At 68.6% G+C, this 21,216-nt stretch carries 15 protein-coding genes; 10 read left to right on the top strand and 5 right to left on the bottom strand.

Annotated elements, in window-relative coordinates:
• Positions 1 to 148 precede the first annotated feature (148 nt).
• The 3 genes from gap to IFSED24_RS08890 all read left to right on the top strand — a co-directional run bounded on the left by gap (position 149) and on the right by IFSED24_RS08890 (position 6,795).
• Positions 149 to 1,147 (top strand): type I glyceraldehyde-3-phosphate dehydrogenase, encoded by a 999-nt coding sequence (gene gap / locus IFSED24_RS08900; protein ID WP_491334867.1) that lies wholly within the window; start codon positions 149 to 151, stop codon positions 1,145 to 1,147.
• Between the two features lie 206 nt (positions 1,148 to 1,353).
• A complete protein-coding gene (locus IFSED24_RS08895) occupies positions 1,354 to 3,360 on the top strand; it encodes a M1 family metallopeptidase (RefSeq protein ID WP_491334866.1) in 2,007 nt (668 codons plus the stop codon).
• 177 nt (positions 3,361 to 3,537) lie between these two features.
• On the top strand, positions 3,538 to 6,795 hold the full coding sequence (locus tag IFSED24_RS08890) for a S8 family serine peptidase (RefSeq protein ID WP_491334865.1): 3,258 nt from the start codon (positions 3,538 to 3,540) through the stop codon (positions 6,793 to 6,795).
• A 76-nt stretch (positions 6,796 to 6,871) separates the two neighbouring features.
• Here the strand turns inward: IFSED24_RS08890 and IFSED24_RS08885 are convergent, their stop codons facing one another.
• Positions 6,872 to 7,717, bottom strand: a complete 846-nt coding sequence (locus tag IFSED24_RS08885) for a hypothetical protein (protein WP_491334864.1) — start codon at positions 7,715 to 7,717, stop codon at positions 6,872 to 6,874.
• A 120-nt stretch (positions 7,718 to 7,837) separates the two neighbouring features.
• Here IFSED24_RS08885 and IFSED24_RS08880 point away from each other — a divergent pair, with 120 nt between their 5' ends.
• Positions 7,838 to 8,743, top strand: a complete 906-nt coding sequence (locus tag IFSED24_RS08880) for an EamA family transporter (protein WP_491334863.1) — start codon at positions 7,838 to 7,840, stop codon at positions 8,741 to 8,743.
• Positions 8,744 to 8,982: 239 nt separating this feature from the next.
• Here IFSED24_RS08880 and IFSED24_RS08875 read toward each other — a convergent pair whose 3' ends face one another.
• Positions 8,983 to 11,172: a prolyl oligopeptidase family serine peptidase gene (locus IFSED24_RS08875; protein ID WP_491334862.1), complete on the bottom strand. Its 2,190-nt coding sequence runs from the start codon at positions 11,170 to 11,172 to the stop codon at positions 8,983 to 8,985.
• 225 nt (positions 11,173 to 11,397) lie between these two features.
• On the opposite strand from IFSED24_RS08875, the gene IFSED24_RS08870 reads away from it, so the two are divergent.
• Genes IFSED24_RS08870 through IFSED24_RS08845 form a run of 6 tightly spaced genes read left to right on the top strand, consistent with a single transcriptional unit; the run spans position 11,398 to position 15,398 of the window.
• On the top strand, positions 11,398 to 12,075 hold the full coding sequence (locus tag IFSED24_RS08870) for an RluA family pseudouridine synthase (RefSeq protein ID WP_491334861.1): 678 nt from the start codon (positions 11,398 to 11,400) through the stop codon (positions 12,073 to 12,075).
• Positions 12,072 to 12,524 carry a thioredoxin family protein gene (locus IFSED24_RS08865; protein ID WP_491334860.1) on the top strand — a complete coding sequence of 151 codons (453 nt, stop codon included), beginning with the start codon at positions 12,072 to 12,074 and terminating at the stop codon, positions 12,522 to 12,524. The genes IFSED24_RS08870 and IFSED24_RS08865 overlap by 4 nt, the downstream gene beginning before the upstream one ends.
• Position 12,525: 1 nt before the next feature.
• Positions 12,526 to 13,665 carry an NAD(P)/FAD-dependent oxidoreductase gene (locus tag IFSED24_RS08860; RefSeq protein ID WP_491334859.1) on the top strand — a complete coding sequence of 380 codons (1,140 nt, stop codon included), beginning with the start codon at positions 12,526 to 12,528 and terminating at the stop codon, positions 13,663 to 13,665.
• Between the two features lie 22 nt (positions 13,666 to 13,687).
• Entirely contained in the window at positions 13,688 to 14,059 is a 372-nt protein-coding gene (locus IFSED24_RS08855; protein ID WP_491334858.1) for an acyl-CoA thioesterase, read from the top strand.
• A 2-nt stretch (positions 14,060 to 14,061) separates the two neighbouring features.
• A complete protein-coding gene (locus IFSED24_RS08850; protein WP_491334857.1) occupies positions 14,062 to 14,871 on the top strand; it encodes a phosphatase PAP2 family protein in 810 nt (269 codons plus the stop codon).
• The gene (locus IFSED24_RS08845) at positions 14,868 to 15,398 is read left to right on the top strand and encodes a GNAT family N-acetyltransferase (protein ID WP_491334856.1); all 531 of its coding nucleotides are present in this window, start codon (positions 14,868 to 14,870) and stop codon (positions 15,396 to 15,398) included. Before IFSED24_RS08850 ends, IFSED24_RS08845 begins: the two co-directional genes overlap by 4 nt.
• On the opposite strand, the gene carB is transcribed toward IFSED24_RS08845, so the two are convergent.
• The 3 genes from carB to IFSED24_RS08830 form a co-directional block, all read right to left on the bottom strand.
• Positions 15,395 to 18,631, bottom strand: coding sequence for a carbamoyl-phosphate synthase large subunit (carB, locus tag IFSED24_RS08840; RefSeq protein ID WP_491334855.1), 3,237 nt, complete (start codon positions 18,629 to 18,631; stop codon positions 15,395 to 15,397). The two genes, IFSED24_RS08845 and carB, sit on opposite strands and share 4 nt — an antisense overlap.
• Positions 18,618 to 19,778, bottom strand: coding sequence for a glutamine-hydrolyzing carbamoyl-phosphate synthase small subunit (gene carA, locus IFSED24_RS08835; protein ID WP_491334854.1), 1,161 nt, complete (start codon positions 19,776 to 19,778; stop codon positions 18,618 to 18,620). Before carA ends, carB begins: the two co-directional genes overlap by 14 nt.
• A gap of 146 nt (positions 19,779 to 19,924) precedes the next feature.
• Complete coding sequence (locus IFSED24_RS08830; protein WP_491334853.1) at positions 19,925 to 21,160, bottom strand: MBL fold metallo-hydrolase; 1,236 nt, start codon at positions 21,158 to 21,160, stop codon at positions 19,925 to 19,927.
• Between the last annotated feature and the right edge of the window lie 56 nt (positions 21,161 to 21,216).

Raw genomic sequence — 21,216 nt, 5'->3', positions numbered from 1 at the left:
GCTCCCCGGGGGCGAGAGGTTCTTGCTCTTTGGATTCCTCTTGTTATCATGCCCGCATCGAGGGCACAAGATGCACCCGGGGGCTTGCGGACGCCAGCGTGCGCCTGGCCCTGGTGAGATTCCCCACGTGACGAAGGAAGGTTTCACGATGAAGGTCGCCATCAACGGTTTCGGTCGTATCGGCCGCGCGGTCTACCGCATCCTGCACGAGCACGAGAACATCGAGGTCGTGGCCATCAACGACCTGTTCGACCCGGCCGCCCTGGTCCACATGTTCAAGTACGATTCGGTGATGGGCCGCTTCGGGCGACCGGTCAGCCTCGAAGGCGACATGCTGAAGACCGACAAGTTCCAGACCAAGCTCCTGGCCGAGCGCGATCCCAAGGCGCTCCCCTGGGCCGAACTGGGTGTGGACTACGTGGTCGAGTCCACGGGGATCTTCCGCAAGCGCGAGCAGTGCGCCATGCACCTGGAGGCCGGCGCCAAGAAGGTCATCCTCACCGTGCCCGCCAAGGACGAGATCGACGCCACCATCGTGCTGGGCGTCAACAACGCCGAGCTGAAGCCCGAGCACAAGATCGTCTCCAACGCCTCGTGCACCACCAACTGCCTGGCCCCGGTTGCCTACGTCCTGGACAAGGAGTTCGGGATCGAGCGCGGCCTGATGACCACGGTGCACGCCTACACCAACGATCAGCGCCTGGTGGACATGCCGCACAGCGACCTGCGCCGCGCCCGCGCCGCCGCCATGAACATCATTCCCACCACCACCGGTGCGGCCCGCGCCGTGGGCAAGGTCCTGCCGCACCTCAACGGCAAGCTCGACGGCATGGCCATGCGCGTGCCCACGCCCACCGGCTCGGTGGTCGATCTCGTGGCCGAATTGAAGAAGCCGGCCACCAAGGACGAGATCAACGCTGCGGTCAAGAAGTACGCCGAGGGCGAGCTCAAGGGCATCCTGGCCTACTGCGACGAACCCATCGTCTCCATCGACATCGCCGGCGATCCGCACTCGAGCATCTTCGACGCCGACTGCACCTCGGTGATCGGCGACAACCTGGTCAAGGTCCTCAGCTGGTACGACAACGAGTGGGGCTACAGCTGCCGGGTCTGCGACCTGCTGCACCTGATGGACGAGGTGGGCTAGTCCGCCTTTTCCTGGTGAGGCGCCATGGCCCGGGGTCCGAGGGGACCCCGGGCCTCTTTTGACTTGCCGGTGCCGGCCGAGCCCGCCGGCCGTGACGGTGTGTTATCATTGAAGGGTGCCGGCGGGGCCGGGCTGGAACCCGGACCGGAATATTCGTAGATTGATCTGCCCCGGCCCCACGCATGCCGCAAGCCCAGGAGTCAGCCGTGAAGCATCTCGTCTCGACCGTGCTCATCGCCGGCCTCGCCGTGCTCGCCACCCTGCCCCTCGCCGCCCAGGTTCCGGGCGGGTTGCCGAGCGAGCCCGTGGACAGCCCGCATCCCTGGCGGTTCTGGGAGGGCCAGACCAAGGCCGCGGCCGCGGCCAGGGCGGGGTCCTTGGTGGAGAAGGACGGCCATCCCTCGCAGGACCTGTACGACGTCCACCACTACGACCTGATACTCGACCTGGACCCGGAGACCGAGACGCTCACCGGTTCGGTCACCACCTCGGCGACCATCACGGGCGGTACCCTGCGGCAATTCGTCCTCGATCTGGATGCGGCCCTGACCGTGACCGCCATCGAGTCCGAGGGCGTACCGGTCACCTGGCTCGAACAGAACGACCGCCTGTTCATCACCCTGCCGCGCGATTACCTGCAGGGGGAACAGGTCGCGGTGACCGTGGCCTACCAGGGCGACCCCGAGGCGGCCGGCCAGTCCTTCGGCTGGGCCTACGCCGACGGCGCACGCCTGATCTGGACCCTGAGCGAGCCCTATGGCGCGCGCACCTGGTGGCCGTGCAAGGACCTCAACACCGACAAGGCCGATTCGGTGGATCTCCACGTCGCCGTGCCTCTCGAAATGGTCGTGGCGAGCAATGGTCTGCTGGTGGGGGAGGAGACCACGGCGGATCGCCGGATCTTCCACTGGCAGGAGCGCTATCCCATCGTGCCCTACCTCGTCTCGGTGACCGCGCATCCCTACACCGTCTTCACCGATTACTACGTCTCGGCCACGGGCGATTCGCTGCCCATCATGAACTTCGTGCTGTCGAGCTACGAGAACGAGGCCCGGACCGGATACGCGCCCACCGCCGACATGATCGCGGCGTTCGCCGAGGGCTTCGGCGAGTATCCCTTCATGGACGAGAAGTACGGTCACGCCCACTTCCCCTGGGGCGGGGGCATGGAGCACCAGACTTGCTCGAGCATGCTCTATCTGTTCTACGGCGAGGGCCTGGTGTCCCACGAACTGGCCCACCAGTGGTGGGGCGACATGGTGACCTGCGCCGACTTCCATCACATCTGGCTGAACGAGGGTTTCGCCACCTGGGCGGAGGCCTACTGGAAGGAACAGGCTTACGGGATCCAGGAGTACCACGCCGAGATGGCCGACGCCGAGTACCTGGGGCCGGGCACCATCTACGTCGAGGATCCCGAGGGATTCGACAGCATCTTCGACGGCAACCTCAGCTACAACAAGGCGAGCTGGGTTGTGCACATGCTCCGCGGCGTCCTCGGCGACGAGGATTTCTTCGCCGGCCTGGCGCTCTACCGCGAGCGCTTCGCGTATGGCTCGGCGACCACCGAGGATCTGCAGGCGGTGATGGAAGAGATCTCCGGCCGCGACCTCGAGGCCTTCTTCCAGCAGTGGATCTACGGCGAGTACTATCCCCGCTACAACTACAGCTACCTGCTGACTCCGCAGGATGGGCAGACCCTGGTGCAGTTGCGGATCGAGCAGATGCAATCGGAGGCCGGCGTCTTCGTCATGCCCATCCGGATGCGCTTGTGGACCGACGGCGGTTACGAGTGGGCCACCGTGGAGAACGATCGCCGCATCCAGAATTACAGCTTCACGGTCCCGGGCACGGCGAATTTCATGGAACTCGATCCCCAGAAATGGATCCTGCGCCAGGTTCTCGGCGGCGGCCAGACCGCGGTGACGCCGACGCCGCCGGCCATCGCGCTCACGTCCTATCCCAACCCGTTCAACCCGCGGACCACCCTGGCCCTGACCCTCGCCGAGCCTGGCCAGGCCCGGCTGACGGTCTACGATGCCATGGGCCGACTGGTCCGGACGCTCCTGGATGAGGTGCTGCCGGCCGGCCGGCACCAGCAGACCTGGGACGGCCGTGATGCCGCCGGAAGAGGTGTCAGCGCAGGCATTTACTTTGCCAGGGCCGAGGTCGCTGGCCAGCGGACAACCACCCGATTGACCCTGGTGCGATGATGATTTTCGTATTGTTTCCTGTTAACTATGCTGAAAAACTGGGCGCAACCCGCGTTATGTGATAAAATCCTACATGAAATGCGATGCCATCCGGCGGTGAGGCCTCGACCTTGCCGCCGGTCTCGCTGCCCGATCTGCTTGTCGCCGATCTACAACCCACCGCAAAGGGGACCCTCCATGTTCTTGCGCAAGCTCTTACTCGCGACCACGGCCATGCTGCTCTTCTGCGGCGCGGCGGTGGCCGGCGAGATCGCGCCCGGCCTGCAGGACCTGCTCGACCGGACCGACGACACGACGACCGTGAAGGTCATGGTCTTCATGCGTGACCGTGTCGACGTGGCCAGCCTCGACCTCACGCTCCACCTGGAGAAGGCGCCGCTCGCCACGCGCCATCTGCGGGTCATCAACGAGTTGCAGGACGTGGCCAAGACCAGCCAGACCGCGCTGATCGCCGACCTTTCGGCCAGCCGGGCCGACGGCTCGGTACTGGGCTACCATAGCCACTGGCTCGTCAACGGCGTGGTGGTCACCGCCACCAAGGACGCCATCTACCGCATCGCCGAGCGCGACGATGTGGACCGCATCGAGCCCAACATCGTGCCCGAGCTCATCGAGCCGGTGGCCGAGCATCCGGCCGATCCCGACTCGCGCGGCATCGGCATCACCCCCGGCGTCAAGAACATCGGTTCGCGGCGGGTCTGGGACGAGCTCGGCATCCGCGGCGAGGGCGTCATCGTCGGTGTCCTCGACACCGGCGTCATGGGCACCCATCCGGCGCTGACCGACCGCTGGCGCGGCAACTTCGCCCCGGCCTCGGAATGCTGGCTCGACGTCATCGGCGACGACCCGAACTTCCCCACCGATAACCAGGGCCATGGCACCCACGTCATGGGCACCATCACCGGCCTGGCTCCCGACGACACCGTGGGCGTGGCGCCCGGTGCACTCTGGATCGGCTGCAACGTCATCAACCAGAGCGCAGGCCCGGGCTTCGACAGCGACGTCCTGACCTGCCTCGAGTTCATGACCGATCCCGACGGCGATCCCGGCACCACCGACGACGTGCCCGACGTGGTCCAGAACTCGTGGGGCATCAACGAGAACTTCTCCGGTTCGCCCCCGTACGTCGACTGCGACAGCCGCTGGTGGGAAGCCATCGACGCCTGCGAGGCCGCCGGCGTGGTGATCACCTGGTCCGCCGGCAACGAGGGCCCGGGTTCGCAGTCGCTGCGCTCGCCCGCCGACCGCGCCACCTCGCTCTACAACGTGTTCTCGGTGGGCTCGACCCAGCACTCGCCCCCGTTCACCATCAGCAGCTTCTCGAGCCGCGGCCCCGCGGGTCCCAACTGCGGCCCCGACGAGAACCGCATGAAGCCCGAGATCTCCGCGCCCGGCGACGAGATCTACTCGTCGACCAACAACGGCAGCTACGGCTACAAGAGCGGCACCAGCATGGCCGGCCCGCACGTGGCGGGCGTGGTCGCGCTGATGCGCTCGGCCAACCCCAACCTCGACGTGATCACCATCAAGCAGGTGATCATGGAGACCGCCATGGACCTGGGCCAGGTCGGTGAGGACAACACCTACGGCCACGGCTTTATCGACGCCTATGCCTGCGTGCTCGCCGTGATGGAGGGCCTGGGCTACCTCCAGGGCACCGTGATCGACGCGGCCACCAACGAGCCCGTCGAGGGCGTCCAGATCCAGGTGGTCGGCGGTTACCAGTCCGACGTCACCGATGCCGACGGCGTCTTCAACCTGACACTGCAGCAGGGTCCCGTCGTCCTGCAGGCCACCCGCTTCGGGTACCTGATGGGCGAGTACGAGGTGACCATCGTCGAGGACGAGACCGTCTACGAGACCTTCAACCTCGAACCGGCGCCGACGGTGACTCTCTCCGGCACCGTCTTCGATCCCGCCGGCGATCCGGTGGCGGGTGCCGTGGTCGAGCCGCTGGGCGTGCCCATCGCCTCGGTGATCTCGGGTGCCGGCGGCTACTACGCCATCGACCTGCCCTCCGGCCTGGTCTACGACTTCACGGTCGAACTGGCCGGCATCGGCCGCGTGGAGGAGAGCCTCGACATCCAGACGCCGCTCAGCCACGACTTCCACCTGCGCGCCCTCGGCGCCCACGCCATCGTGGCGCCCCAGACCTTCGACGAGTCGCTGCAGATGGACCAGCAGTCCAGCCGTATCCTGACTGTCAGCAACACCGGCGCCGACCCGCTGGTGTGGCGCCTGGCGGCCGAGGAGCCCGGCAAGGCCCTGCCGAAGGTCAAGGTCTGGCCGCAGGCCACCATGCAGCTCGAGAAGGGCCAGGAGGATCCGCGCGAGGGCGACGCCCCGGACAAGGATTACGGCGGTCCGGACAACTACGGCTACCAGTGGGTCGACAGCAACGAGCCCGGCGGTCCGGTGTACGACTGGTTCGACATCAGCGGCCTCGGCCAGACCGTGGGCAACAGCGACGACGAGACCTACGGTCCGTTCGCCATGGGCTTCGACTTCCCTTACTACGGCAGCACGTACGCCCAGGTGAGCATCTGCACCAACGGGTTCGTCACCTTCCAGAACACTTCCGATGATCCCTACACCAACCAGCCGCTGCCCAACACCGACTCGCCGAACCTGATGGTCTGCCCGTTCTGGGACGACCTGAATCCCTCGGCCGGTGGCGACGTCTATCGTTACTTCGACGCCGACGGCGGTCGTTACATCGTGCAGTGGGACGGTGTGCCGCACTACTACGACGAGGGCTCGTACACCTTCCAGGTGATCATCGAGGCCGGTGGCCGGATCGTCTTCCAGTACCAGTCGCTCACCGAATCCGGTAGCTGCACCGTGGGTATCGAGAACCAGAACGGTACCGACGGCCTGCAGGTCGTCTACAACAGCGGCGGCTACATCGAGAACGGCCTGGCCATCGCGCTGAGCGCCGGCAGCCAGGTGCCCTGGCTCGATTACGATCCCATCGGCGGCTCGGTCGGCGCCGGCGAGACCATCGAGGTGGAGATCTTCTTCGACGCCACGGGCCTCGCGCTGGGCGACTACGTGGCCGACATGAGCTTCATCTCCAACGATGCGGCGCAGAGCGTCCTGCCGATCCCGGTGACCCTGTCGGTGATCGACGACACGACCCCGGTGGGCGACACGCCGGCGGCGTTCCAGCTCGCCGACGCCGTGCCCAACCCGTTCAACCCCCAGACCACCCTGTACTACAGTCTGCCTCTGGCTGGCTCGGCTCAGCTGAAGGTCTTCGATGTGCAGGGCCGCCTGGTGCGGACCCTGGTCGACGGCTTGCGGCCGGCCGGGACCAACCAGGCCACCTGGGACGGTCGGGACAACACCGGCCGTCGCGTGGCTTCGGGCACCTACTACGCGCGCCTCGTGGCGGCGGGCCAGACCAGCGTCAAGTCGCTGGTGCTGGTGAAGTAGCGCGCCCACGGCGTTCGACGCATGAGGGCCCCGGTCGTACGGCCGGGGCCCTCTTTCATACCGCCGGCATCGGCGCTCAGTCGCGGTCGATCAGGGCCACTTCCAGCGCGTTGAGCAACGGGTCGTAGGCGGCTGCGAGTTCCTCCCTGAACGGAGCCAGCGATTCGGCCAGCGGCCCGGGCAGCCCGTCCTGCCAGGGCAGGCGCTCCGGGTTTTCGCGTAGCGCCTGGCACTCGGCGGCGAGCTGGTCGGCCCAATCGTCGGGGCCGGTCCCCGCGGCCGCGAGGGCGGCTTGCTGATTGGCCACCACCTGGCCCAGCATCCGGTTCAGATAACGGCGTGCTTGCCGATCGCGGTCGCCGCGCACGTCGCCGTGGTCCTCGTCGCCGAAGTTCCAGCGCACCGTACCCTCGCCGCCGTCGCTGCCCGAGATCCGGAAGCCGGGACCATCGGCCGGGTCGTGGCCCAGCAGCACGTAGCAGGAGAGCGCGTAGAGGTACGTGTACTCTCCGAGGCCCAGGCCGTGTGTCAGGAGCACCTCGTTCCGCGTGCCGACGTGTGCGACCATCATGGGGATCAGGCGCATGGCGGAACGGACCTTGGTGAACGCGTTCGCATCGCCGCCATCGAGGGCGACGAGGATCTCGTGCAGCTCGGCGCTCCGGGCGGCCAGGTCGCGGCGCGCGGCGAGGAAGGCCTCGAGCCTTTCCGGCGCGATCCGGCCATCGGCGTCCGGGGTGTACTGTTCGGGGGCGCCGAAACGTTCGGCCAGGGCCTTTTGCGTCGCCTCGATCTGATCGGCGTCGCCCTTCAGCCCGCGGATCCCCACGTAGGCGCAGGTCCCGATCCCGCCGAGGATGATGATCAAGAGGAGGCAGCCGATGCCGCAGCCGGTCGCCACTTTCATGCCCGTCGATGCCATGGTCGTTCCTTCCGGAGGTTGCCGCCCTGGGACACGCCGGTTACCCGCACCGATCGTCAGCTATTCGCTCCCCGCGGCCAGCCCTTGCCGTGAGGGCGCCTCGCAGGCCATATTGCCGGCATGACCTATCTCCTCGCAGCATCCCTACTCTGGGCCTTCTCCTTCGGGCTGATCAAGCGTTTCTTGCCCGCACTCGACCCCTGGTGGGTGGCGGCGGCGCGCCTGACCCTGGCGGCGCTGGTCTTCCTGCCGTGGACCTGGCGCCGCGCACCGGCCCGTGGCCTGCGTCTGCGTGCGTTGTTGCTGGGCGCGCTCCAGTTCGGCGCCATGTACACGTTCTACATCGCCAGCTACCGGTACCTCGACGCGTGGCAGGTGGCGCTGTGGACCATCTTCACGCCCATCATGGTGGTGCTGCTCGACCAGATCCGGCACCGGCAAAGCCCCTGGCGATCACTGTTGATGGCACTGCTCGCGGTGGCGGGGGCGGCGCTGGCCCAGGGGCGCTGGCCCCAGGGGCAGACGCTGCAAGGAGTGCTGCTGGTCCAGGCCAGCAATCTCTGCTTCGCCATGGGGCAGCTCGGGTATCGAACCCTGGCACGCGCCGCGGACGCGATCAGCGCGCGGGGCGGCGGATCGCTCGCTCGCGAGGCGGGACTCCTGGGCTGGATGTATCTCGGCGGAGCGTTGCTGACCACGGCCGGCTGGCTGCTGGTGAGCGGCGACCAGACCGCGGCGTTGCCGGCGGGGTCGCTGCCGGTCCTGCTCTATCTGGGGCTGCTGCCCACGGCCGCCGGGTTCTGGCTCTGGAATGCCGGTGCAGCCCGCACGACCACGGGGCAACTGGCAGTGGCCAACAATCTCAAGGTCCCGCTGGCGATCCTCGTGGCCTGGATCGTCTTCGGCGAGTCCGTACCCCTGCTGAGGGCTGCGGCAGGCCTGACCTTGCTGGTCCTGGCGTTGCGTCTGACGGGATCGGTGCGGGTGGACGAAGACCCCGGACCAGGAGGTCCGGGGTCCACGTGATCAGCGGAGTCGTGGCGCCAAGGCGAGAGGGCGATTCGGCGCCCTTGACCGCATTTCCCCCTCCACAAGCGCCAGCGTTCGGGACTAGCTCAGCCGGCTCGAGGGTGGGTTAGTATTAGACACCATCGCACACCATAAATCACGATAATAATAGTTAAAGATTGCATTAGGATCCTGCAAGGAACGGCGGACCCTGTCTGGTCAGGGTCCGCCGCCACGGAGCATGGCGAGGTCCGGGGTCAGGGGTCGAGTTCCATGACCCGGGCCAGGAAGGCGTAACGGTCGGCATACTCCTGGATGACCATGTCGGTGGGCTTGCCGGCACCGTGCCCCGCCCTGGTCTCGATGCGGATCAGGCAGGGCAGGTCCCCGGCCTGACAGTGCTGGAGCATGGCCGTGTACTTGAAGCTGTGGCCGGGGACCACCCGGTCGTCACGGTCGGCGGTGGTCACCAGCATGGCGGGATATTCCGTCCCGGGCTGCAGGTTGTGGTAGGGACTGTAGGCGTGGAGGTAGGGGAACAGCTCGGGGTCCTCGCTGCTGCCGTAGTCGCTGGTCCAGGCCCAGCCGATGGTGAAGTGCTGGAAGCGCAGCATGTCCATGACTCCGACCGCTGGCAGGCCCGCGGCGAAGAGTTCGGGACGCTGGTTCACCACGGCGCCCACGAGCAGGCCGCCGTTGCTGCCACCCATCACGGCGAGGCGGTCGGCGCAGGTCCAGCCGGTGTCGATGAGGTGCTCGGCGGCAGCGATGAAATCGTCGAACACGTTCTGCTTGTTCTGGAGCATGCCGGCCTCGTGCCAGTCCTCGCCGTACTCGCCGCCACCGCGCAGATTGGCCACGGCCCACACGCCGCCCTGCTCGAGCCAGGGCAGGCGCGAGGCGGCGAAGTAGGGGGACAGCGAGATGTTGAACCCGCCGTAGCCGTAAAGGATCACCGGATTGCGACCATCTCGCTGCAGGCCTCGCTTGTAGGTCAGCCAGAGCGGCACCCGCGTGCCGTCCTTGCTGGTGTAGAACACGCGTTCGGTGGTGTAGTCGTCGAAGGGAAACGTCACTTCCGGCGCATGCCAGACACGGCTCTGTCCGGTGACCAGGTTGTGGTGGTAGACCACGCCTGGGCTCAGATAGCTGTCGAAGCTGTACCAGGTCTCGGTGTCCTGGTTGCGGCCGGTGAAGCCGGTGACCGATCCCAGGCCGGGCAGGGGGATCTCGCCGCGCGGTTCGCCGTCGAGGGTGAAGAGGCGCACGGTATTGGCGGCATCCTGCAGGTAGCGCAGCACCAGCTGGTCGTCGAGGATCGTGGCGGACTCGAGGACCTCGGTGGCCTCGGCGACCACGGTCCGCCAGTGCCGTGCTTCGGCCAGGGCCATATCCACGGCCACGATCCTGCCCCGCGGAGCGTCCTTGTCTGTCCGTAGGTAGAAGATGCCCTCGCGATGGTCCAGATAGGTGTAGAACGCATCGAAGGCGGGAAGGAGTTCTTGGACGCGTGCGTGCCGATCCTGCAGGTCGAGGTAGAAGAGGCCGTTCCGCGGACTGGTCCCCTGCCAGACGTTGATCACCAGGTAGCGCTCGTCGTCGCTCAGGGTGGCGCCGAAACCCCACTCCGGATGATCCGGCCGCTCGTACACCAGGACATCCTCGGCCTGGCTCGTGCCGCGGGCGTGATACCAGAGTTGTTGGTTACGGTTCTGGTCCTGGAGGACCTGGTCGGCGGCGGGTTCGGGATAGCGACCGTACCAGAAGCCGCGACCGCGCGCGTCCCAGGTCGCGCCGGAGAACTTGGACCACGACACCACATCGGGCAGGTCCTCGCCCGTGGCGACGTCGCGGACATGCCAGGTCCGCCAGTCGCTGCCGCCGTCGCTGGTCGCCCAGGCCAGCCACTTTCCGTCACGGCATACCGACCAGTCGCCGAGAGCCACGGTCCCGTCCTCGCTCAGCGCGTTGGGGTCGAGCAGGACGCGGGGTTCGCTGTCCGGATCGTCCTGGACGTAGAGGACCGACTGCGGCTGCAAGCCGTCGTTGCGCGTGAAGAAGAGGCGGCCGGCGCGCTTCACCGGCACGCTGGTGCGCTCGTAGTCCCAGAGCTCACGCAGACGCTCGTAGTAAGCCTGCCGGGAGGGGATGGCCTCGAGGAAGGCGAAGGTCAACTCGTTCTGGGCGGCGATCCAGGCTCGTGTCTCCTCGCTGTCGGGGTCCTCGAGCCAGCGGTAGGGGTCGCGGACCTGGGTGCCGTGGAAACCGTCGACGATGTCCTCGGCCCTGGTGACGGGGTAATTCATTTGCGGCATGTCCTTGGCGCTTCGCGTCAGGGGATCTTGAACATCGCTGCGGGTGCAGGCACCGAGCAGCAGGATCGTCAGCAAGCAGAATGTGATGGCCGCCGGCGCCGCGTCGGGGCGGCTGCGGAGGTGGTGCGGCATGGTCGGGACTCCTCGTCGGTTGCGGACCGTCTTCCGGGCAAATGTAAGATACGGGATGGCAGGTGTCAGCACGTACCGTGTGTCGATCCGCGAACACGGGTTTCTTGCCAGGTGCGGATGGCCCGGTATATACCTTGGGCTGCCGCCACGGGGATGCTAGGGTCTCAGCCTGGTCCTCGAGAACGTCGCGCCGGCCGTCCGGGAGTGTCGCCGTTGTCCATCCCTTTGACGATCCTCTTCGAGGACAATCACCTGCTGGCGGTGGCCAAGCCGGCCAATGTCCTCGTCCAGGGGGACCGCACCGGTGATCCGACCCTGCTCGACTCGGCCCGCGCCTATCTCAAGGAGAAGTATGCCAAGCCGGGGAACGTGTACCTCGGGCTGGTGCACCGCCTGGATCGGCCCGTCACCGGAGTGATCCTGCTGGCGCGGACCAGCAAGGCGGCGTCGCGTTTGAGTGCCCAGTTCCGCGAAGGGACGGTCCAGAAGCGGTATCTGGTCATTGTAGAGGGAGAACCACAAAAAGAACAAGACGTTCTGGAGCATTATCTTGCGGCGAAGGGTGACGCAACGGGCGTCACCCGGGCGGCCTGGGAGTCATTCCCGGGATCCAAGCTGGCCAGGTTGCGCTACACTTTACGCGGCCGGTCCGCGGACCGGTGCTTGCTGGAGATCGAGCTGATCACCGGTCGGCGGCATCAGATCCGGGCGCAAGTGGCCTTGATGGGCTGGCCCGTCTGGGGCGACGTCAAGTATGGCGCCCGCCGGCGCCCGAGTCCGGCGGGGATCGCGCTTCATGCCGTGAAGCTGGTGGTGGCGCATCCCGTCGGCGGCGAACCCGTGGTGCTGGAGGCTCCGCTGCCCGCGGATTGGCCCTGGCGCGACAGCGAGGTGACGACATGACACGCATTCTGCTCTGCCTGGCCCTGCTGGGGATCGCCGGCCCGGTGGTGGGCGGCGAGTCCGCCGGGCCCGTCGCCTGGCGCCCCTACGAGGCCGCGTTGCAGGAGGCCGGCGAGGTCGGCAAACCCGTGATGATCCACTTCACGGCCGACTGGTGCGGCTGGTGCAAGAAGATGAAGACGGAGACCTACACCCAGTCCGAGGTGGCACGGCTGCTGAACGATGAGTTCGTGCCCACCATGGTCGACGCCGATCGGAATCCCCAACTCAAGGCCCAGTACGGCGTGCAGGGCTTGCCCACGATCTGGTTCTTGAACAGCGAGGGCGAGGGCATTACCTACGTGCCCGGCTTTCTCGACGCGACCACCTTCGCGCAGGTGCTGCGGTGGGTCGCCACGGGAGCCTATCGGACACAGTCGTACGAGGAGTTCACGGCGGTCGAGGGGTAGCATGGCGGATGTCGATCTGACCATCATCGGCGGAGGTATCGTGGGGTGCGCGGTGGCGGCCCGGGCCGCGGCCGAGGGACTGAACACGGTGCTGGTCGAGCGCGGCCCCGCCGTGGGCGGTGGCATCACCAGCCGCAACAGCGAGGTCGTGCACGGGGGCATGTACTACCCCACCGACTCGCTCAAGGCGCTGCACTGCGTGCAGGGACGGCGTCTGCTGAAGACCTTCTGCCAGCGGCATCGCGTGCGGTACCGCGAGTGCGGCAAGCTCGTCGTGGCAGTGACCGAGGGTGAGGTCACCGAACTCGAACGCTTGCTGGTGCAGGGCGAAGCCAACGGGGTGGAGGATCTCCGGCTGCTCGACGCCGGCGAGGTGGCCAGTCTCGAGCCGTCGGTCCAGGCCGTGGCGGCGCTCTGGTCGCCGCGCACGGCGATCGTCGATGCCGAGGGGGCGACCCGGGCGTTCGCCCGTCAGGCCCAGGCCGCCGACGCCCAGGTCATGACCGGCGCCGAGTGTACGCGGCTCGACCGCGAGCACGACGGTTGGCGTCTGGAGATCCAGCCGCCGACGGGCAGCGGCCGCGAAGGCTGGCACCACACCTCGCGGTGGGTGGTCAACGCCGCGGGCCTCTACAGCGATCGGATCGCGGCGCTCGCAGGCATCGATGTCGACGCGCGCGACTGGCGCCTGCGCTGGGTCAAGGGCAACTACTTCGCCATCTCGCCGCGACACGACGGGCGCGTCGAGCGCCTGGTCTATCCCGTGCCGCCCCGCGACGGTTCGAGCCTCGGCGTGCACCTGTGTCTCGACCTCGCCGGGCGCATGCGCCTCGGTCCGGATGTCGAGCCGCTGCCGCCGCGCGCCGGCGAGGACTACACCGTCGACCCCGAGCGCGCCGAGTCCTTCTTCGTCGGCGCCCAGCGCTTCCTGCCCTTCCTCGCGCGGGAGGATCTCGGGCCCGACATGTGCGGCCTGCGCCCGCGCCGCCTCGCCTGGTGGCGTCAGGGATTCGCCGATTTCGTGGTGCAGCGCGAGACCGGCGACCTGGCCGGCCTGATCAATCTCGTGGGCATCGAATCGCCCGGCCTGACCAGTGCCCCCTCGCTTGCCCAGCAGGTGGTGTCCTGGATCCGTACCTGAAATCCCGATGGAGGGGTCGACCGTGAAGGATTACCAGAAGATCACGCTGCTGCCGCGCGACACGAACAGCCACGGCACCATCTTCGGCGGCGTCATCATGTCGTACATCGACCTGGCCGGCGCAGCGTGCTGCCGCGATCGGTTCCGCAACCTCCGCTTCGCCACCGTGGTGGTGCGCGAGCTCACCTTCCGCGAGCCGGTCTACGTTGGCGATCTGCTCACGCTCAGCGGCGAGATCCTGGCCACCGGCACGACCTCGGTGACGGTCAAGATCCACGCCGAGGCGCGGCGGCGCGACACGCATGAGACCATCACCGTCACCGAGGCCGAGCTGGTCTTCGTGGCCGTCGACGGCGAGGGTCGCAAGACGCCCCTGGTCGCCTGGGAGGATTGAGCATGTGGATCGCGGCCCTGGCGGCGTTGATCCTGGTGGTGGCCTGGCCCACGGGCGGATCACGCCGGCGTGGACGCGCGCTCTTCCGTCACACCGGACCGCAGTGGCGGCGCAACTATGGCCGCCGTGCGTTCCTCCGGTTGGGCACGGCGCTGGGGGTGGCCGCGGTCCTGGTCTACAGCGGCGCCGACACCGCGTTCGAGCGCTGGCATACCACGACCCTTTCTCCGCGTGAAGGCCGCCTCGACGAGCGCCGGCGCGGGCTGCGCGCGGCAGGTCGGGATGCCGAGGCCGACCGCCTGCGCGTGGATGAATTCCCCGCGAGCCCCGGCGACCAGGTGGCGCGGGTGGTCAAGCCCGCCGGCGAACGCGGCCTCTTCCTGGTGTGGGGACTGATGGGGCTGGGCGACTGGCTCTGGAAGTCGAGCCCCGTCTCGCGCTGGGGGCGGGCCAACTTCGAGGCCATGTGTGTGGGCCTGCCGACCCTGTGGACCGTGCAGCGGCTCCTCGGCAGCAACCGGCCCTCGAGCCACGACGGATCGCCGCGATGGCGACCGCTGCAGCACGCCAACGCGGCCAGCGGACACGCGTTCATCGGCGCCATCCCCTGCTGGACCCTGGCCCAGCGACTCTCGCCAGGGGCGGCGCGCGCCGCGGCCCGGGCCGTGGGCCTGCTCACGGGCTGGTCGCGCCTCAACGACCGCAAGCACTACCTCTCGCAGGTGCTGCTGGGCTGGACCATCGCCTGGAACGCGGTGGCGGCCGTGACACCCGACCGGCCCGCGGCAATCAGCCAGGCGGAGACGGAATGATGGACGTGGAGATTCCCCTGGAGATCGAGGGCTTCTGGCTGCGCGAGTTCGCCGAGGGCGATCTGCAGCGGCTCTGCGCCCTGGCCAACGACTACGAGATCTGGCGCCGGGTCACCGACCTCTTCCCCCGCCCCTACGACGAGCTGGCCGCGCTCAAGTGGATCGTCGGCCAGGCCGACCACGACCCGGCGCAGAACCTGGCCATCGCCGGTCCCGACGGCCTGGTCGGCGGGGTCGGCGTGATGCTCTCGAGCGTGCCCAACTTCCGCCACGACGGCGAGCTGGGCTACTGGCTCGGCCGGCCCTTCTGGGGCAGGGGCCTCACCTCGGCGGCGGTGCGCGCCTTCGTGCCCTGGGCCGCGGCCGCGCACGAGCTCCGACGTTTCACCGCCAAGGTCTACCAGGGCAACGAGGCCTCGTGCCGGGTGCTCGAGAAGAGCGGTTTCGCCCGCGAAGGCCTGCTCCGCGCGGCGGCCCGCAAGGAGGGCGAGATCCTCGATCTCTACGTCTACGGCCGGCTGGTCTAGCTGCCGAGGGCGCGTCGTCGCTTGAGCGCGTGGTGCTCCTGCAGAGGCCGGACCCGCAACGCACGCTGCCGCAACGCCTGGATCCCGCCAACGGCCGCGCGGGCGGCCGAGAGCGTGGTGATCAGCGGCACCTTGTGCGCGATGGCCGCGGCGTACATGGCCTGCTGGTCGGCGTGGGCCTTCTGGCCCAGCGGCGTGTTGATCACCAGCTGCACCCGCCCGCCGGCGATCAGGTCGACGGTGGTGGTCCCCTCGCGGCCGGCCTTCTCCACCCTGGTCACCGGGATGCCGACGCGGTCGAAGGCCTCGGCGGTGCGACCGGTGGCGAAGAGCGTGAAGCCGAGCCGGTGCAGGTCGCGGGCGATGCGGATCGCGCCCGACTTGTCCATGTCGTTGACCGTGATCAGCACCGCGCCCTCGGTGGGCAGATCGTTGCCCGCGGCCATCATGGCCTTGGCCACTGCGTGCCCGAAACGCGCGGCGTGGCCCATGACCTCGCCGGTCGAGCGCATCTCGGGGCTGAGCCGGGCGTCGGCGCCGGGGAGCTTGTCGAAGGGCATCACCTTCTCCTTGACGAAGAAGCCGTCGACCGGCGGCATCTCGGTGAAGCCCAGCTCGGCGAGCGTGCGTCCGGCCTGGACCTGGGCGGCCAACCGAGCCACCTCGATACCGGTGGCCTTGCTCACGAACGGCACGGTACGGCTGGCGCGCGGGTTGACCTCGATGACGTAGACCACGTCGTCCTTCACCGCGTACTGCACGTTCATCAGGCCCTTGACCTTGAGCGCGCGGCCCAGCTTCTCGGTGGCCTCGCGGATGATTCCCAGGTGGTAGAGGCTGACCTTGTAGGGCGGCAGCACGCAGGCGCTGTCGCCCGAGTGGACACCGGCTTCCTCGATGTGCTGCATGACGCCGGCCAGCACCACGTGCTCGCCGTCGGCCACTGCGTCCACGTCCACCTCGTAGGCGTCCTCGATGTACTCGTCCACCAGGATGGGGGCGCCTGGGGAGACCTGGGCGGCGAGGTCGAGGAAGCGGTCGAGCTGGTCCTGGTCGTAGGCGATGGCCATGGCGCGGCCGCCGAGCACGAAGCTCGGCCGCACCAGCACGGGATAGCCGATGTCGGCGGCGATGGCGCGGGCCTCGGTGCGGCCATGGGACAGGCCCCAGCGCGGGTGGTCGATCTCCAGCTCGCGCAGCAACGCGCCGAAGCGGCCGCGGTCCTCGGCCAGGTCGAGGCTGTCGGGAGGCGTGCCCCAGATGGGCGCGCCGGCGGCGGCCAGCTGGTTGGCCAGGTTGATGGGGGTCTGGCCGCCGAACTGCACGAGCACGCCGTCGGGGCGTTCGCGCTCGACGATGCCCAGCACGTCCTCGAAGCTCAGCGGTTCGAAGTAGAGGCGGTCGGCGGTGTCGTAGTCGGTGGAGACGGTCTCGGGGTTGCAGTTGACCATGATGGTCTCGTAGCCCATCTCCGAGAGCGCCCAGCACGCCTGCACGCAGCAGGCGTCGAACTCGATGCCCTGCCCGATGCGGTTGGGGCCGCCGCCGAGGATCATCACCTTGGGCCGCCGCGTGGGCGGCGCCTCGTCGCCCTCCTCGTAGTGCGAGTAGAGGTAAGGCGTCTCGGCGGCGAACTCGCCGGCGCAGGTGTCCACCCGGTAGTAGTGCGGCTGGATCGACCACTCGCGCCGCCAGGCGCGGATCTCCTCCTCGGTGGTGCCGCGCAGCCGGGCCAGGGCGCGGTCGGACAGGCCGTGCTGCTTGGCGCGACGCAGGAGTTCGGGAGAGAGTTCGCCGGCGCCGGCGAGCTCGGCCTCCACCGCGAGCAGGCGCTGGAGCTGGGCCACGAACCAGGGATCGTAGCCGCTGAGGCGGGAGGCCTCGCCGGCGGCCATCTCGGGGTCGGGATGGTCGCGGAGGAAGGCCGCGAGCTGGGCCAGGCGCTGGGCGGTGGGGCGCGCGAGGCGGTCGTGGTCGCCGGGCCCGGCGAGATCGGCGAGCTGGCCGCCGAAGCCGTCGAGGCCGGTGTCCAGACCGCGCAGCGCCTTGTTCAAGGCCTCAGCGAAGGTGCGCCCGATGGCCATGACCTCGCCGACCGATTTCATCTGCGGGCCGAGGGTGTCGTCGACCTCGGGGAACTTCTCGAAGTTCCAGCGCGGGATCTTGACCACGCAGTAGTCGAGGCTCGGTTCGAAGCTGGCCGGGGTGGCGCGCGTGATGTCGTTGGGGATCTCGTCGAGGGTCAGGCCCACGGCGAGCTGGGCGGCGAGCTTGGCGATGGGAAACCCGGTGGCCTTGCTCGCCAGCGCCGACGAGCGCGACACCCGCGGGTTCATCTCGATGACGAAGGTCTGGCCCGTCTCGGGATGCACCGCGAACTGCACGTTGCTGCCGCCGGTCTGCACGTCGACCGCTTCGAGAACGCGGCGGGCGAGGTCGCGCAGGTGCTGCTGCTCCTTGTCGGTGAGGGTCATGGCCGGGGCCACGGTCACCGAGTCGCCAGTGTGCACGCCCATGGGGTCGAGATTCTCGATGGTGCAGACCGAGACGAAGTTGCCCGCGCAGTCGCGCATGACCTCGAGCTCGAATTCCTTCCAGCCGGTGAGCGAACGCTCGATGAGGACCTCGCCGACGGGGCTCTGGCGCAGGCCGTGGGCGACGGTCTGCTCGAAGGTGGCGGGATCGTCGGCGATGCCGCCGCCGGTGCCGCCGAGGGTGAAGCTCGCACGCACCAGCGCCGGGTAGCCGATCTCGGCGATGGCGGCGTGGGCCTCGTCGAGGCTGCGGCAGGTGACGCTGGGCGGCACCGGCACGCCGGCGGCCTCCATGGCCTCGCGGAACTTCTGGCGGTCCTCGGCGAGCTGGATCGACTCGAGGCTGGCGCCGATGAGTTCGACACCGAAGCGCTCGAGCGTGCCGCGCTGGGCGAGCCGGACCGCCAGATTCAGCCCGGTCTGGCCGCCGACCGTGGGCAGGAGCGCGTCGGGACGTTCCTTCTCGATGATCGCCTCCACCAGGCCCGGGCCCAGCGGCTCGACGTAGGTGGCGTCGGCGAGGTCGGGGTCGGTCATGATGGTGGCGGGATTGCTGTTGACCAGGATCACCCGGTAGCCGAGGCGGCGCAGGACCTTGCAGGCCTGCACGCCCGAGTAGTCGAACTCGCAGCCCTGTCCGATGGTGATGGGGCCCGAGCCGGGGATCAGGATGCTGCGGATGTCGTCACGCTTGGGCATGGTCCTGCTCCTGGTCGGTGTCGCTGGTCATGAGCTGGACGAAGCGGTCGAAGAGATGGGCGCTGTCGTGGGGCCCCGGACTGCTCTCGGGGTGGTACTGCACCGAGAAGGCGCGGCGGTCCGCGACGGCGAGGCCCTCGCAGCAGTCGTCGTTGAGGCTCACGTGGGTCATGGCGGTGCCGGTGGGCAGCGTGTCGGGGTCCACCGCGAACCCGTGGTTGTGGGCCGAGATGACAACGCGGCCGGTACTGTCCTCGCGCACGGGATGATTGCCGCCGCGATGGCCGAACTTGAGCTTGTAGGTGCGGGCGCCCAGGGCCAGGGCCAGGATCTGGTGGCCGAGGCAGATGCCGAAGATGGGGCGCCGGCCGAGCAGCTCGCGGACGGCGTCCACGGCGTACGTCACCGCCGCGGGGTCGCCGGGACCGTTGCTCAGGAAGATGCCGTCGGGGTCATGGGCGAGCACCGTGGCGGCCGGAGTGTGGGCCGGGACCACGACGATCTCGCAGCCCCTGGCGGCGAGCTGCCGCAGGATCGAGCGCTTGATGCCGAAGTCGTAGGCCACCACGCGCAGGCGCCGTTCGGTCGAGACCGGCAGGGGTGTGGGCTGCCACCAGTGGGCGCCCTCGTTCCAGGTGTAAGGCTGCTCGCAGGTGACCGCGCCGGCCAGGTCCAGTCCGGTCATGTCGGCTGCCGACCTTGCGGCGGCGAGGAGCTGCTGCGGGTCGGGCGCGCCGGTGTTGTCCAGGGCCCCGCGCATGGCGCCGTGTCGTCGGATGTGCAGCACCAGCGCCCGCGTGTCCACGCCGCCGATCCCGGGCACGCCGTGCTCCTGGAGCCAGTGGTCGAGCGACGTCTCGGCGCGCCAGCTGCTGACGATGGGGCTCGGTTCGCGGCAGATCAGCGCGGAGGCCTGGACGCGGTCGCTCTCCAGATCCTCGGTATTGACCCCGGTGTTGCCGATCTGGGGCATGGTCAGGGTGACCAGCTGGCCGTGGTAGCTGGGGTCGGAGAGGATCTCCTGGTAGCCGGTGAGGCTGGTGTTGAAGACCGCCTCGCCCGTGACGGTGGCGGCGGCGCCGAAGCCGTAGCCTGGCCAATGGGTGCCGTCCTCGAGCACGAGCAGGGCCGCGGGGGGTGTGGGCATGGGGGGCTCCCGGTCGGGGGGCGGTTGCTTGGGTGACCGGGACGTCATCATAGTACCGGAGGGGCGGATTGGCCAGCGCGAAGGCTGTCGGCGCGGCAATCTGGGCGGATCGCTCGCCGGCAGACCGCGCCGCAGGAGCCGCGGCCCTACTTGGCGAGCACCATCCGGCCCTGACCCTGGCCGTCGGGCAGGCGCAACCGGTAGAGGTAGACCCCGGCCGGCAGGGGGCGTCCGGCGTGATCGCGGCCGCGCCAGGTCAGGTTGAAGGTGCCGGCGGGTGCGGTGACGGTCTGCCAGTGGCGGCGCCGGCCGGCGAGGTCGAAGACCTCGAAGAGGCCCGACCCGCCGTGCACCGAGCGGAAGGTGACCACCGTGGCGGGGTTGAACGGATTGGGATGATTCCCCAGCAACTCGAAGGCCAGCGGTAGATCGGACACGGGGGTGCCGCCCTGCTCATCCATCTCCCAGACATCCCCGTCCACCGTGTAGTCGCCGATGCCCGTGGTCTCGATCACCACGTGCCCGCCGACCACGCGCATGTCCGCCGGCGGCAGGGTGTAGCCGTTGCCGCTGGTGGTCTGGTAGACGAAGACGTCCCGCGCCTGCAGCCGCTGCATGGGCTCTTGGTGCGGGTGGCCGTAGGTGTTGTCGTCGCCCACCGAGATGATGGCCACCTCGGGAGTGGTGGCGTTGAGGAAGGCGGCGTTGCTGCTGGTGTAGCTGCCGTGGTGGCTGACCTTGTAGACCTCGAGGTCGGCGCGGTCGAGCGCCTGGAGGCTCTGGGCCACGCCGGTCTCCACGTCCACGTGGCCGCCGTCGTCGGTGCCGATGAGGTCGCCGGCCTGGAAGTAGTCGAAGTCGCCGCACTCGACGAGCAGCGCCACGCAATACTCGTTCTCGTAGCTCCCGTCGTCGTAGGGCGCCGCCAGCTCGCCGTGGCCGTTGAGCGCGAGGCAGGTCACGGTGACGCCGTCGCCGAGGTCGAAGACCTGGCCCTCGCCGAGGGTGTGACGATCGGCGGCCACCGCCGAGGCGTAGTTCTGGTAGGTGACGGTGGTGTAGTCCCAGCCGCGGTCCCAGACGCCGCTCGTGGCGCCGGTCCGGCTGTAGACCTCGTCGAGCCCGCCGATGTGGTCGGCGTGGTAGTGGCTGGCAACGATGTAATCCAGCGTATCGATCCCCCGGCTGGTGAGGTAGGGCAGGATGATGCTGCTGCCGGTGCCGTTGGGCCCGCCGTCGAAGAGCAGGGTGGTGCCGCTGGAGGACTCCACCAGGGTGGCGTCGCCCTGGCCCACATCCAGCACCGTGATGGTCACGCCGGCCACCGCCAGCGCGGGTGCCAGCAGGAGCAATCCCAGGAGTGTCAAAGGCAGGCGGGGCATGCTTGGGCCTTTCATGACCGACCGGGGACTCCGGTCACCAGAGTTCAATTACGCTT

Source organism: Candidatus Latescibacter sp. IFSED24, from assembly GCF_058273205.1.
This window is presented reverse-complemented; position numbering and strand designations above follow the sequence as displayed.

Coding starts and splice junctions, on each gene's coding strand:
- gap (WP_491334867.1), top strand. CDS start 149: ATGAAGGTCGCCATCAACGGTTTCGGTCGTATCGGCCGCGCGGTCTAC.
- IFSED24_RS08885 (WP_491334864.1), bottom strand. CDS start 7,717: ATGGCATCGACGGGCATGAAAGTGGCGACCGGCTGCGGCATCGGCTGC.
- IFSED24_RS08890 (WP_491334865.1), top strand. CDS start 3,538: ATGTTCTTGCGCAAGCTCTTACTCGCGACCACGGCCATGCTGCTCTTC.
- IFSED24_RS08845 (WP_491334856.1), top strand. CDS start 14,868: ATGATGGACGTGGAGATTCCCCTGGAGATCGAGGGCTTCTGGCTGCGC.
- IFSED24_RS08860 (WP_491334859.1), top strand. CDS start 12,526: ATGGCGGATGTCGATCTGACCATCATCGGCGGAGGTATCGTGGGGTGC.
- IFSED24_RS08830 (WP_491334853.1), bottom strand. CDS start 21,160: ATGCCCCGCCTGCCTTTGACACTCCTGGGATTGCTCCTGCTGGCACCC.
- IFSED24_RS08850 (WP_491334857.1), top strand. CDS start 14,062: ATGTGGATCGCGGCCCTGGCGGCGTTGATCCTGGTGGTGGCCTGGCCC.
- IFSED24_RS08880 (WP_491334863.1), top strand. CDS start 7,838: ATGACCTATCTCCTCGCAGCATCCCTACTCTGGGCCTTCTCCTTCGGG.
- IFSED24_RS08875 (WP_491334862.1), bottom strand. CDS start 11,172: ATGCCGCACCACCTCCGCAGCCGCCCCGACGCGGCGCCGGCGGCCATC.
- IFSED24_RS08865 (WP_491334860.1), top strand. CDS start 12,072: ATGACACGCATTCTGCTCTGCCTGGCCCTGCTGGGGATCGCCGGCCCG.
- carB (WP_491334855.1), bottom strand. CDS start 18,631: ATGCCCAAGCGTGACGACATCCGCAGCATCCTGATCCCCGGCTCGGGC.
- carA (WP_491334854.1), bottom strand. CDS start 19,778: ATGCCCACACCCCCCGCGGCCCTGCTCGTGCTCGAGGACGGCACCCAT.